Below are 13233 nucleotides of genomic sequence, written 5' to 3'. Positions count from 1 at the left end.
CATGGCGCGCGCGATCATGATCCAGGGCACCGGCAGCAATGTCGGCAAGTCCCTCCTCGTGGCCGGCCTGTGCCGGGCGGCGCTGCGGCGTGGGCTCTCCGTCGCGCCGTTCAAGCCGCAGAACATGTCGAACAACGCGGCGGTGACCGCCGACGGCGGCGAGATCGGCCGCGCCCAGGCGTTGCAGGCGCTGGCCTGCGGCATCGTCCCCCACACCGACATGAACCCGGTGCTGCTCAAGCCCGAGAGCGACGTGGGCGCGCAGGTCATCGTGCAGGGGCGGCGTCTCGCCACGGCGCGCGCGGGCGAGTATTTCAAGCTCAAGCCGCAGCTCCTTGGCACCGTGGTGGAGAGCTTCCGCCGCCTTTCCGCCGCCCATGACCTGGTCATCGTCGAGGGCGCGGGCAGCCCGGCGGAGGTGAACCTGCGCAAGGGCGACATCGCCAACATGGGCTTCGCGCGGGCCGCCGATGTGCCCGTCATCCTCGCCGGCGACATCGACCGCGGCGGCGTGATCGCCCAGATCATCGGGACCCAGGCGGTGCTGGATCCGGAGGATGCCGCCCTGGTGGCCGGCTTCCTCGTCAACAAGTTCCGCGGCGACCCGCGCCTGTTCGACGACGGCTATGCCCTGATCACGGAGCGGACCGGCTGGCGTGGCTTCGGGGTCTGCCCCTGGTTTCCCGAGGCCTGGAGGCTGCCGGCGGAGGATGCGCTGGACATCGGCGCTCCCCGGCGGGCGGGCGGGCCGCATGTGGTGTGCCTCGTGCTCTCGCGCATCGCCAATTTCGACGATCTCGACCCGCTGGCGCAGGAGCCGGGCCTGCGCCTCACCATGCTGGGGCCTGGCCGGGCGATTCCCGGCGACGCGGATCTGGTGATCGTGCCCGGCACCAAGTCCACCCGCGGCGATCTCGCCTTCCTGCGCGCGCAGGGGTGGGATGTGGACCTTGCCGCCCACCGCCGCCGGGGCGGGCGCGTGCTGGGCATCTGCGGCGGCTACCAGATGCTCGGCCGGACCATCGCCGACCCGGAGGGCATCGAGGGCTCCGCGGGCAGCGATCCCGGCCTCGGCCTGCTGGAGGTCGAGACCGTGATGACGCCGGACAAGCGCCTCACGCAGGTGGAGGCGGTCCACGCGGCCTCGGGCCAGGCGTTCCGCGGCTATGAGATCCACATCGGCCGCACGCAGGGACCCGATCGCGCGCGACCCTTTGCCTATGTCGGCGCATCTTCGGAAGGCGCGGTCAGCGCCGATGGGCGGGTGGTTGGCAGCTACCTGCACGGAATGTTCCGCGACGATGCGTTCCGCGCGGCCGTGCTGGCCGGTCTCGGTGCCTCTTCTTCCGTGCGCTACGATGCGGGCGTGGAGGCGACCCTGGACGCCCTCGCCGCGCATCTGGAGGTTCATCTGGACGTGGACGGGCTGCTCGTCGCCGCGCGATAGGGCGGAGCGGGCGGCCCTCACCAGCTTTCCGATCTTTCGGTGATGTTTTCTGGGGATCGCGCGGGCCGATCTTCCGAAAAGCCGCGACGCCTCACGCCTTCGCGCCCGCATCGGCCGGCTCCGCTCTCAAGATGAGTCGAGGCGAAGCGGGAATATTGAGATCAATCCATGTATTTTGTGGTGCGAACAGCACCGCCCAGGCGTGAAATATTCACGCCCGTGCCCGTCGTCTGAACCCGGTGGACGGCCTGCGGACAATCGATGGCGCCGGAGTCCCGGTCGCGCATCTTTGTCGGAGCAGCTCAATTGTGTTTGGCGCGCGGCTCGTCATCTTACCTTCGTCATCGGTCGGAGAGACATCCTCCTTGATTCAAAGTCTCGGATCTGTGTCTTTGTCGCTGACAGCGGGGTGGAACGTGTGGTAAGGGCGAAGTAGCGAAAGTGGCGAGACTTTCATGAACACGTTCTGCGCGAACTGCTGGCTGCTGCATCCATGACAGGTCCACGGTCCCAGCAGGCGGATTTTGCATTGAGCAAAAACAGCGACTCCAGCGGCGAGGCAACCGTTTCCAGGCGCGATGGCGGGGACGTCGGGTGCTCTTGCGGCGTCCTCCAGGCATACTTGGCGGAGAAGCTGTTTTCCGGCGGTTCTCTCGTGGCGGGAGAAGGCGAGTTTTCCGCTGGCGAGGCGGGCCTCCTCCTTTCGGCGCTCTACCGGCCCGTCGCCGATACGCGCTATGCCGGGCGTGTCCTGTGCGTGCCTCGTTTGGGCGATGGGCGCACGGATCCGCAGTTGTGCGCCCTCTCGGGGGCCGATCTGGTCCTGAGGGCGGATGTCGCCGGCGGGGGAAGGAACTTCGAGGCTTTCGTCGATTCCATTTCGTCCGCCGCTTTCGTGCTCTGCGGCTGCCTGCCGGCGGCTGTCGTTGCCGCGGCCTATGGGGTGCCCTTCGCCTTCTGGGACGACGCGGATTCCGGTCTTTCTCCGGAGCTGCGGCGATTTGCGGGAGAGCTTGGGCTTGCCGCCACCGCAGCGACGAACGGCGTTGCAGGCCGGAAGCTTCATGGGGCGCAGGCGCGTCCCTTCGCGTGGCCGCCGCTGCCGTGGCGGGCGCTGGCATCCGCGCCGTGGCCTCTTCGTCCCGAAGCGCTCGAACGCATCCTCGCCCACCTCGATCGTCCCGGCTCTGCCGGCAAGGACCGTCTGGCTGCTGCGATCCGGTCGTTTGCGAGGGGCCGACGGGCACCGGAAACTCCTGCCGATGCGCCGCGTGCTGGCTTCGCCTACGAGGATGCCCTTTCCCAAGCGGAGCAGCGCATCGCCCGCACAACGTCCCATTACGAAGATGCGCTCTCGCGCGCGGAGCAGCGCATCGCGGGTATGACGGCGGTCGGCGACCGGTTCGTCAAGGAGCTGTGGTCCGCCAATTCCCATCCCTGGCGCCCGCTGTGGCGCGGGGTGCAGCGCACCGCCCTGCGCTTCGTCCTCCTGTTCCGTCCGGCACTGCCGAAGCGCAGCCGCGACAGCCTCCGCCGCTCGCTGGATAAGCGCAGGTCGGCGCGGTTCCAGCGCGAGTGGGATATTGCCTGCGGCCGCCTTGAGCATTGGCCGGTGCCTCACCCGGATGTTTCCGGCCAGAAGGCACCGCCGCCGGCCGTGGTGGCGCGCCTGCCCCTGCGCCTGCAGAGCGCCGCCGAGCCGGTGGTGTCGATCATCATTCCCACCTATGGCCAGGTGGATTACACCATTGGCTGCGTCGCCTCGCTCGCCGCCCATCCGCCCGCGGCGCCGTTCGAGGTCATCGTCATGGACGATGCCTACCCCGGAGACGATGCCGCCCGCCTTCAGGGGGCCTTCGAGGGCGTGCGCGTCATCCGCAATGCGGCCAACAAGGGGTTCCTGCTCACCTGCAACGCGGCGGCACGGGAAAGCCGGGGCAAGTATCTGTTCTTCCTCAACAACGACACGGAGCTGCAGCCCGGCGCCATCGACGCCCTCGTCAATGTCCTGGAGGGCGACGACACGGTGGGAATGGCCGGCTCCAAGCTGATCTACCCGGACGGTTCGCTGCAGGAGGCGGGCGGCATCATCTGGTCCGACGGCTCTGCATGGAATTACGGGCGCGGTGGCGACCCGTCCAAGCCGGAATACAATTACCGCCGGGAAGCGGACTACATCTCCGGCGCGGCGATCATGGTCCGCACCGCGCTGTTCGAGGCGCTGGGCGGCTTCGATGAGGCCTATGTGCCGGCCTATTGCGAGGATTCCGACCTCGCCTTCCGCATTCGGGAGGCCGGGTTGCGGGTGGTCTACGAGCCGCGCTCCGTCGTGGTCCATTTCGAGGGCAAGAGTCACGGCACCGATGTCGGCAGCGGCATCAAGGCCTATCAGGTCGCCAATACGGAGCGGCTCCGCGAGCGCTGGAAGGCTATTCTCCAGCGCGACCACATGGCCGATCCCAAGGACGTGCTGCGGGCGCGGGACCGGGCGCGGCACCGGCCGGTCATCCTCGTGGTAGACCATTACGTACCCGAGCCGGACAAGGATGCCGGCTCGCGTACCATCATGGCCTTCCTGCAGGCCCTGTGCTCGGAAGGCTGGGTGGTGAAGTTCTGGCCGCAGAACCGCGTGTATTCGCCGGAATATACGCCGCCTTTGCAGGATCTGGGCATCGAGGTCATCGACAGCCGCTGGAGGGGCAGTTTCGAGACCTGGATCGCGCTCAACGGCCATGCGCTGGATCATGTCCTCGTCAGCCGGCCGAACGTGGCCATGGATGTCATCGGCCCCCTCGTCAGCAACACGTTCGCGCGCCTCAGCTATTACGGGCATGACCTGCACTTCCTGCGCATGCGGCGTCAGGCGGAGGTGACGGGAGATGCCGTGCTGCTCGAGGATTCGAAGCAGATGGAAGCGCGCGAACGGAACCTCTGGCGGCGCTTCGACAACGTGATCTACCCATCGGTGCTCGAGACGGATGTGGTTGCCGCCGAATCGTCGAGCATTCGCGCGCGGACGATCGTGCCGTATTTCTTCGAGACATTCGAGCCGCGGGAAGCGCCGCCGGAGGGCAGCACCGTGCTGTTCGTCGCGGGGTTCGCACATCCGCCGAACATCGACGCGGCGAAATTCCTCGTGCAGGAGGTGATGCCCCTGGTGTGGGCGAAGATGCCTCACGTCCACCTGCAGCTCGTTGGCTCGCACCCCTCCGCTGAGGTTCGGGCGCTGGCCGGGCGGCACGTGGAGGTCACCGGCTGGGTGAGCGCGGAACAGCTCCGCAGCCACTATCTTGCCGCGCGGGTGGCCATCATTCCGCTTCGCTTCGGCAGCGGCATCAAGAGCAAGACCGTGGAGGCGATGAGCATCGGCCTGCCGCTGGTGACGACGTCCATCGGCGCGGAAGGGCTGCAGGGCCTCGGTGACATCTGCCCGATCGACGACGATCCGGGGCAGCTTGCCGCCGGGATTCTCCATCTCATGGGCGATGATGCGGCGTGGCTGGAGCAGTCACGACGCCAGGTGCGTTACGCTGAGGCGCATTTTTCGCTGCACGCGCTGAGCGAATCCCTGCTTTCCGCCCTCGACGAGAAGCGCGAGGAGCACAGCAGCCCGCGTTGAGGCGCAGCCGCCCGAGGGAGTTGATGAGACCGGCGTGGCGCACGCCGGTCGTCTTTCTGCATGGCCAATCCTTGCTGCGGCATATGGCTGATCGCGATCTGCGGCCGACCCATCGCGGACGCGCTTCGCGCCATCGGCAGACGCGCGCCTCCGGGCCGTCGGCGAGCAGGCTTCTCTCCATCCAACGTCGAATGCGATGCTTCAATCCGCGCGCTGCTGTCAGCGCGAACCTTTGGGCCCCCATGCAATGTCGAGGATGTCGTCGCCAAAACGCGAACTCGGATAAAATCCTTATCGCGCATGGGATCCTCCATGAACTTCATCGTGCCAGAAGTTGAAGATCAACACACGTCGTGGCGCATTTTAAGCGGCGCTCTTCAGCCTTGAAGGCTGCTCGCCCTTCCCTTGCGATCCAATGGGTATGCGGCTGAGCGTTGCAGCTTTCGAGCGGTTTCACTCTGGCGCTCGAAAGCCGGTCGCATCGGCGCTTCCACCTTGCGCGCGGTCTGGCTTCGGCGTTCAGCCGCGGGCCGCAAGGAAGCGGCGGAAGGCGGTCAGCGTCTTCTCGGACACGTAGTGCTCCATGCCTTCGGCGTCCGCCTCGGCCGCTTCGCGTGGCACGCCCACCGCCAGCAGGAAGTCCACCACCAGCCGGTGCCGCGCCCGCACGCGCTCGGCCATCGCCGCGCCCTCGTCGGTGAGGAAGACGCCGCGATAGGGCCGCGAGGTCACCAGTCCCTCCCGCTTCAGCCGGGCGATGGCCTTGGTGGCGGTGGGGTGGGTGACGCCCAGGCGGCGCGCGATATCCGTCACCCGCGCTTCGCCATGGGCGGCGAGCAGGTCGGCGATAAGCTCGGTATAATCTTCCAGGATCTCGGCCGAACGGGCCGTGCGCGCCCGGCTGAAGCGGTGCACCTCGTCCGCCTCGGCGGGAATGTCGAGGGGGGCAGGCGCGCTCGGGCCTGTGCCTTTGTGCTCGGCAGTCAATCGCTCCCCCATGGTGGCCCCGGCCGGGTGGCCCCCGCCCGCCGCCGCGGCCTGTCGTACGACAGGCCGGAACCGGAAGTCATTCCCATTATCGGTTTGGGGCGGGGCTTTGCAACCGCGGCCGGGCCGCCGTCCACCAGCATGCCCCCGCACGCCGCGCTGCGTCTTCGAAAAAAGGCCATTGCAATGAATGTAGCCGTGGCTACATTCTAGAGCATCTGCAACACGGGCCTGCCCCATGCCCTCTTCGCCGTTGTCTTCCGCGCCGGTACCGCCCTCGGCGCTGCCGCTTGCCCCCGCCGGGGGGAACTCCGTTTCCGCGCGCACCAGCGCCGCCATAGCCGAGGTGCTTTCCGGGCGGCGGCGGGGCGGCACGCTGCTGTTCATGGGACCGGCGGTGATCGCTTCGATCGCCTACATGGACCCCGGCAATTTCGCGACCAATATCCAGGCCGGCGCCCATTACGGTTATGCGCTGCTGTGGGTGGTGGTGGCGGCGAACCTGGTGGCCATGCTGTTCCAGGCCCTCTCCGCCAAGCTCGGCATCGTCACGGGCAGCAACCTTGCGGAGCTGTGCCGTTCGCAGTTGCCCCGGCCCATGGTGTGGGTAATGTGGGCAGTAAGCGAGGTGGCGGCCATGGCCACGGACCTTGCCGAATTCCTGGGCGGTGCCATCGGCCTTTCGCTGCTGCTCGGCCTGCCGCTGCTCGCGGGCATGGGAATCACCGCCGTGGTCACCTATGGCATCCTGCTGTTCGAGCGGCAGGGCTTCCGGCCCATGGAGCTCATCATCGGCGGCCTCGTGGGGCTGATCGGCCTGTGCTACCTGGCGGAGCTGTTCATCGCGCCGGTGGATTGGGGCGCGGCATTCGTCGGCGCGGTGCGCCCGCAGATGCCGGACGGCCAAGCCCTCATGATCGCGGTAGGCATCATCGGCGCCACCGTGATGCCCCACGCCCTCTACCTGCACTCGGGGCTGACGCAGAACCGCATCACGCCCGAGAACGTCGCCCAGCGCCGCCTGCTGGTGCGCTTCTCCAATCGCGAGGTGATGCTGGCGCTTTCGGTGGCGGGGCTCGTCAACATGGCCATGGTCATCATGGCCGCGAGCGCCTTTCACCTCGGCCATTCCGAGGTGGCGGAGATCGAGACCGCCTACCACACGCTGACGCCGCTCCTGGGCGCGGGGGCGGCCGGCATCTTCCTCGTGTCGCTCATCGCTTCCGGCGTGTCGAGCTCGGTGGTGGGCACCATGGCCGGGCAGATGATCATGCAGGGCTTCGTGGGCTTCCGCATTCCGCTGCTGGTGCGCCGGCTGGTCACCATGGTGCCCGCATTCATCGTGGTGGCCATGGGGGTGGACACCACCTATGCCCTGGTGCTGAGCCAGGTGGTGCTTTCCATCGCGCTGCCGGTGCCCATGATCGCCCTGGTGATGTTCACCCGCCGGCGCGACCTGATGGGCGAGTTCGCCAACAGCGCCCTCACCAATGTGCTCGCCATCGGCGGCAGCGTGATGGTGCTGGGGCTGAATGCCGTGCTGCTGGCGCAGACCTTCGGGCTTGATCTGGGGATCTGAGGCCCCGCGCCAGCGGGAAGCTGGGGCCTGATCCGTTCAGGGCCCGCCGTCGCTCCCGACGCACCTTGTGCCGCCGGTCCGGTTTCCCGCCGGTGTCAGGCAGGCTTCGCTCAGGCGCTGCACCGCCTTGAGTTCAAGGTACACGTTACCAAAAGGCCCGCGAGGAAAGCCCACGGGCCTTTTGCGCTACTCCTGGCGCACGTCCGCCACTCGCCCGCCGGTGATCTCCAGCAGCTTCGCGGCGGAGGTGCGGAAGACATGCTGAGGCGAGCCCGCTGCCGCCCAGAGGGGATCGAGCGCGAGCAGGTCGGCGTCGATCAGCACCACGGGCGGGTGCGCGTGGCCCACCGGGGAGACGCCGCCCACGGGAAAGCCGGTGCGATCGGCCACCCATTGCGGGCCGGCCGGCTTCACCGTGAGCCCGGTGGCGACCGCCACCTTCTTGCGGTCGATGCGGTTCGCGCCGGAGGCGATGACCAGCACCGCGTCTTCCCCTGCACGGAAGACAATGGATTTGGCGATCTGCGCCAGGGCGCAGCCGACTGCCGCTGCGGCATCGGCGGCGCTGTGGGTGCCCTCGGCGAAGGCGAGAATGGTGTCTTCATGTCCCGCCGCCGCCAATGCGCGCCGCACGCGCTCCACGCCTTCCATCTGCCCGCGCGCCCTCAGCCCGCTTTGGCCGCGAGCAGCGTGGCGCCGAGGTCAGCCAGGGGCGCGCGGCCGGCGGCGCCGAGGGGCATCACCTTTACCGCGGTGGCTGCCGTCAGACTGGCGAAATCGAGCCCCACGTAGTTCATGCCGTCATAGGTGCGCACCAGGAAGCGGCCGCCGGCGAGATCGGTGAGCGATGTCCAGGAGGTGTATTCGGTCTGGTAGTCGCTCTCACCGTCGGGCTCGGCGCCCTCCATCTCCAGGCCGCCCGCGCTGCGCGGATCGACGGTGATGCCCTTCGGTCGGTCGAAATTGTTCATGATGTGGGCGAGGGTGGAGAGCGCGGCCTCGGGCGTGGCGCGCTCGGCATACTGAGCATAGTAGGCCGCGCGCACGAACCGCCCCACGGCGGTGTTGGAAGCGGGAAGCCCGGCCGTGGCGATGCCCGAATCGGGCTGGCGCACCTTGAGCGCGCCGAAGCTGCCTTCCGACCGGTCGAGGTTGGTCAGGAAGGAGTAGTTGTTCATGTTGGTGAGGTGCCAGGGGAAGTCCGGCCCGTTGGTCATCACCCCGATGGGGTTGTCGTAGACGTTCTGCCGTCCGTCCGCGAACTCGATGACGATCGAGGCGCCGGTGCGATCGTGCACGATGAAGTGGAAGGGCGTGCGCGCGCCGTGCAGCGGCGCCAGGGCAGTGAGCAGCACCGGCTGGGCGGCGAGCGCGGTCTTCACCTCCTCCGCCGTCTCGAACAGGCCGAGGGCCCACATGCCGAGATCGATGGCAGCGAGCGCGGCGCGGGTCATCTGGAAGCCGGCGGCGGGGCCGTCGGCATCGGCGAAGGCGAGCAGGCTGAAGGAGAGGCCCTTCTCATTCACGCCCTCAACCACCTTGAGGTCCTCCACAGTGCCGTTGGGCACGGTGATGCCGAGGATGGCGTGGCGGGTCTCGAAGTCGAGCGCGGCTCGGCCGGGCACATTGGAGGCGACCTTGTGGCCGGCGGGCACGTAGGAGAGCAGGTAGGGCAGCTCCATGGGCAGCTCCAGGGTGCGGCCGGCATAGACCCCGCCCTTGTTGTCCCGGTAGAGCAGCGCGGTGCAGGCGACCACGGCATCGACCCCGGAGCCGGGCGTGAGCAGCGCCAGGGCGAGGAAGGCTGCGAACAGCGCCATCGCCAGAGCCGGCGGGCAGGAATGGCTTTCGGAGGCGCGGTCGGTGAACATGCTGGCTCCCGTCATCAAGTGACCATCGCGATTTTGCGGCGCCCGGAGTGATCTTCCCCGGTTCCGGAGGTACTCAGGAGTGTTCCGGCCGCGCCGCCGCGCGTCAACCGTCGCGCCGGCGCAGCATTTCGCCTCATCCCAACCGCCCCGGCACCACCAAAGCCCCATGAGGCAAGGTGAGGGCGCTTTGGTATCAGTTGTGATTGAAGCCGCTCGCCTCGTCGGAGGTGAGCGGCGCGGTGACGGGATGCCTGGCGAAATAGTCGAGCGCCCGCTTCATGTCGTCGATCAGCAGCCCGGCGAGATCACGGCTGACCCCGTGGCGCACCAGGATGCGCTGGATCACGAGATCCTGCCGGTTTGCCGGCATGGAATAGGCGGGCACCTGCCACCCGCGCGCGCGCAGCCGGTCGGCGAGGTCGTAAAGCGTGTAGCCGCCGATGCCGGCCTTGTCGTCCTTGAGCTTCCAGCACAGGGCGGGGATACCGGCCTTGCGGTCGCCGTCGAACAGGATCTCGAACGGGCCGAGCGCGGCGATCTCGCGGGCGAGGAACCCGGCGGTGTCGTAGCAGGCATCCTGGACCTTGGCGTAGCCCTCGCGGCCCAGGCGGATGAAATTGTAGTATTGCGCGATCACCTGTCCGCCGGGGCGCGAGAAGTTCAGCGCGAAGGTGGGCATGTCGCCGCCCAGGTAGTTCACGTCGAACACCAGCTCCTTGGGCAGGTCCTCGGCCTCGCGCCACACCACCCAGCCCACGCCCAGCGGGGCGAGGCCGAACTTGTGGCCGGAGGAGTTGATGGACTTCACCCGCTGCAGGCGGAAGTCCCACGGCAGATCGGGTGCGCAGAAGGGGGCGAGGAAGCCGCCCGAGGCGCCGTCCACATGGATGGGAATGTCGAGCCCGGTGTCCTTCTGGAGCTGGTCGAGGGCATCGTTCACCGCCTTCACGGGCTCGTACTGGCAGGTGAAGGTGACGCCGAGGGTGGGCACCACGCCGATGGTGTTCTCATCCACCCGCTTCAGCACTTCCTCCGGGCTCATGATGAGCCGGTCGCCCTCCAGCGGGATCTCGCGCAGCTCCACGTCGAAGTAGCGGGCGAACTTGTGCCAGCAGATCTGCACCGGGCCGGTGACGAGGTTGGGCTTGTCGGTCGGCTTGCCCTGCGCCGCGCGGGCCTTGCGCCAGCGCCACTTGAGCGCCAGCCCGCCCAGCATGGCCGCTTCCGAGGAGCCCACGGTGGAGCAGCCGAGGGTGGTGCGCGGGGTGGGCGAGCGCCACAGATCCGCCAGCATGCGCACGCAGCGCGCCTCGATCTCGGCGGTCTGCGGGTATTCGTCCTTGTCGATCATGTTCTTGTCGATGGACAAGGCCATGAGGTCCTGGATCTCGGGGTCCACCCAGGTCTGGCAGAAGGTGGCGAGGTTCTGGCGCGAGTTGCCGTCGAGCATCAGCTCGTCCCGCACGGCGGCGAAGACGTGGCGCGCCTCGTGCTCCTGGGCGGGGAAGTCGAACTTCGGAAGCTGGGCGTGCAGGTCGCCGGAGGAATAGACGTCGTCGAGCAGCTCCGCGCGCAGGCTGGCGCTGGAGGGAGCTTTGGAGAGGTCTGCTGTCATGGGTCGGCCTCCTCTGGGCGGGGTCACCGCGCGTGCGGCGGGAAGGGGTGGCGCCCCGAAGGGGCTGACGCCGCATGGACGCGCGGAACCCTCCCCGGAGCCTTGAGCCTGCGCAAGCGCCTCGCCCGTAGCGATGTGCGGGCCGCCGCAGAAGACACGCTTCGTGTGACGTTTTCATCGGCCTGCTCTGGGGCGGAGCAGGGCAGGAGGCGGGAGGAAGATACCTCAAGGGAACCCGTGCCGCGAGGGAGCGGCGCCAGGGCAGGCCGGGCGGGGGCTTCGCCGTGCGGCGCCACCGCGCGCCTCCGGTGAGGATCAAGCATGGCCGGGAGTAAGCGACAATCCAGCCCCGAAATCAAGCGCAGATGGCCCTGATCTCATTGAGGAAATGGGCATATCCCATTTTGGAGACAAGCCTGGAGCGCTCCCCGTCCGCACAGGCTGGCGGAAAGCGCTCCTGGATTTTGCATTGGCGCGTTTTCTTCAAGCGACGCTGTGGCTTCCGCCGGGGCGATCGACGCCGATGAGGTGGCGCACCCGTGGCGGCGTCTCGCCCCGGTGGAAGCGGATCGCCTCCGCCTGCACGTCGGCGTCGGCATGGGAGACGCGGCGGTGCTGGCGCAGGTGCTCGGCCCAGGATTCCACCATGAACCATTCCACCAGCAGTTCCGGATCGGAGGAATCCTCCGTCACGCCCCAGGCATAGGCGCCGTCACGCCGTCGCGCGGCGGAGAGGTGGTGGAGCGCGGACAGGAAAGCGTCGCGCTCCGCCCGTGCCACCCGATACTCGATCTCGATGAGTACCGGGCCGCGGTCGTTGTCCACCGGCTCGGCCAGCAGCGGCTCGGGCCAGTGGAGGGAGGGGGTGAGGTCCGACTCGCCCTTCGGCAACGCCACGCGGTGGAGCGCGAGGCCGGCGCCGGCGAGCCCTGCGCCGGCGACGATCAGCGCGGCGGGAAGCCCGATCTGCTGCGCCACCACGCCCCACAGCAGGCTGCCGCCCGCCATGGTGCCGTTGAACACCGTGAGATAGACCGCGAGCGCCCGTCCGCGCACCCAGTTGGGCAGGATGGACTGGGCGGTGGCGTTGAGGGTGGTGAGGGCGATGATCCAGGCCGCGCCCATGGCCAGCAGCACGGCCAGCGCCAGCGCCGGGGGCGGCGCCAGGGCGAGGCTGGCGGTGGCGGCGGCGCTTACCAGAGCCGCGGCGAGCACCAGCCCGTCGGCGTCGAGTCGTGCGCGCAGGCGCGGCAGCAGCAGCGCGCCCAGGATGGCGCCCGCGCCCACCGAGCCCAGCAGCAGGCCGTAATAGGCGGCATCGCCCTTCAGCAGGTTGCGGGAGACCAGCGGCAGCAGCGCCCAAACCGCGCTTGCGAAGGAGAAGAAGAAGGCGGCCCGCAGCAGCACCACGTGCAGTTCCCGGCTGGAGCGCGCATAGCGCAACCCGGCCCGGAACGCCCCGGTGAAGCGCTCGGAGAGGTCGTCCTCCGCGCCCGGCGCGCGGCGCCACCACCACAGGGTGGCGATGACGATGACATAGCTCGCCACGTCCGCTCCATAGGTCACCGCCGCGCCGAAGGCGGCGAGCAGCACGCCGCCGGTGGCGGGGCCGATGGCGCGGGCGATGTTGATGCCCAGCGAGTTGAGGGCCACGGCGCTCTTCATCTCCGCGCGCGGCACCAGCTCGGGCACGATGGACTGCCAAGTGGGCGCCGTCAGCGCCGCCCCCACGCCGCCGAGGAAGGTGAGGGCGATCAGCGACCACACGGTGACGAGGCCGGACGCGGACAGCACCACCAGCGTCGCGCTCACGCAGCCCAGGGCGAGCTGGATGACCATGAGGAAGCGCCGCCGGTCGAGTATATCCGAGAGCACGCCGGCCGGGATGGCCAGCAGGAACACCGGCAGCATGGCCGCCGCCTGGATGGCCGCCACCGCCGCCGGGGAGGCGGAAAGGTCCGTCACCAGCCAGGCGCTCGCCACGTCGCGCATGAAGGAGCCGGTGTTGCCGAGGATGGTCGCCGCCCACAGCACCGCGAACACGCGGCGCCGCAGAGGCGCGAAGGCGCCGGATGGGGTGAGGGAGGGGGTGGCTGCCGGCTGATCGCTCACGCG

At 68.6% G+C, this 13233-nt stretch carries 8 protein-coding genes; 3 read left to right on the top strand and 5 right to left on the bottom strand.

From position 1 onward, the window contains the following. Position 1 precedes the first annotated feature (1 nt). Together V5F61_RS17275 and V5F61_RS17270 are read left to right on the top strand one after the other, a co-directional pair. On the top strand, positions 2-1447 hold the full coding sequence (locus tag V5F61_RS17275) for a cobyric acid synthase (protein ID WP_393989226.1): 1446 nt from the start codon (positions 2-4) through the stop codon (positions 1445-1447). Between the two features lie 622 nt (positions 1448-2069). Beyond that, positions 2070-5066, top strand: a complete 2997-nt coding sequence (locus V5F61_RS17270; RefSeq protein WP_393989225.1) for a glycosyltransferase — start codon at positions 2070-2072, stop codon at positions 5064-5066. Between the two features lie 519 nt (positions 5067-5585). Here V5F61_RS17270 and mntR read toward each other — a convergent pair. Beyond that, positions 5586-6065: a manganese-binding transcriptional regulator MntR gene (mntR, locus tag V5F61_RS17265; RefSeq protein WP_393989224.1), complete on the bottom strand. Its 480-nt coding sequence runs from the start codon at positions 6063-6065 to the stop codon at positions 5586-5588. 226 nt (positions 6066-6291) lie between these two features. On the opposite strand from mntR, the gene V5F61_RS17260 reads away from it, so the two are divergent. Then, a complete protein-coding gene (locus tag V5F61_RS17260) occupies positions 6292-7632 on the top strand; it encodes an Nramp family divalent metal transporter (protein ID WP_393989223.1) in 1341 nt (446 codons plus the stop codon). Between the two features lie 186 nt (positions 7633-7818). Here the strand turns inward: V5F61_RS17260 and V5F61_RS17255 are convergent, their stop codons facing one another. The 4 genes from V5F61_RS17255 to V5F61_RS17240 form a co-directional block, all read right to left on the bottom strand. Continuing rightward, positions 7819-8283, bottom strand: a complete 465-nt coding sequence (locus V5F61_RS17255; protein ID WP_393989222.1) for a YbaK/EbsC family protein — start codon at positions 8281-8283, stop codon at positions 7819-7821. A gap of 14 nt (positions 8284-8297) precedes the next feature. Beyond that, a complete protein-coding gene (locus V5F61_RS17250) occupies positions 8298-9503 on the bottom strand; it encodes a linear amide C-N hydrolase (RefSeq protein WP_393989221.1) in 1206 nt (401 codons plus the stop codon). 193 nt (positions 9504-9696) lie between these two features. Beyond that, a complete protein-coding gene (locus tag V5F61_RS17245; protein WP_393989220.1) occupies positions 9697-11118 on the bottom strand; it encodes a glutamate decarboxylase in 1422 nt (473 codons plus the stop codon). 483 nt (positions 11119-11601) lie between these two features. Further along, complete coding sequence (locus V5F61_RS17240) at positions 11602-13230, bottom strand: MFS transporter (protein WP_393989219.1); 1629 nt, start codon at positions 13228-13230, stop codon at positions 11602-11604. Between the last annotated feature and the right edge of the window lie 3 nt (positions 13231-13233).

This window comes from Xanthobacter sediminis (assembly GCF_043195015.1).
Classification (GTDB): domain Bacteria; phylum Pseudomonadota; class Alphaproteobacteria; order Rhizobiales; family Xanthobacteraceae; genus Xanthobacter.
The sequence above is the reverse complement of the archived record's forward strand: the minus strand, read 5'-3'. Positions and strand labels throughout refer to the sequence as shown.

What these genes read in the sequence shown, in the direction of transcription:
- V5F61_RS17275 (WP_393989226.1), top strand. Translation starts at nt 2, where the DNA reads ATGGCGCGCGCGATCATGATCCAGGGCACCGGCAGCAATGTCGGCAAG.
- V5F61_RS17245 (WP_393989220.1), bottom strand. Translation starts at nt 11,118, where the DNA reads ATGACAGCAGACCTCTCCAAAGCTCCCTCCAGCGCCAGCCTGCGCGCG.
- V5F61_RS17260 (WP_393989223.1), top strand. Translation starts at nt 6,292, where the DNA reads ATGCCCTCTTCGCCGTTGTCTTCCGCGCCGGTACCGCCCTCGGCGCTG.
- mntR (WP_393989224.1), bottom strand. Translation starts at nt 6,065, where the DNA reads ATGGGGGAGCGATTGACTGCCGAGCACAAAGGCACAGGCCCGAGCGCG.
- V5F61_RS17250 (WP_393989221.1), bottom strand. Translation starts at nt 9,503, where the DNA reads ATGTTCACCGACCGCGCCTCCGAAAGCCATTCCTGCCCGCCGGCTCTG.
- V5F61_RS17255 (WP_393989222.1), bottom strand. Translation starts at nt 8,283, where the DNA reads ATGGAAGGCGTGGAGCGCGTGCGGCGCGCATTGGCGGCGGCGGGACAT.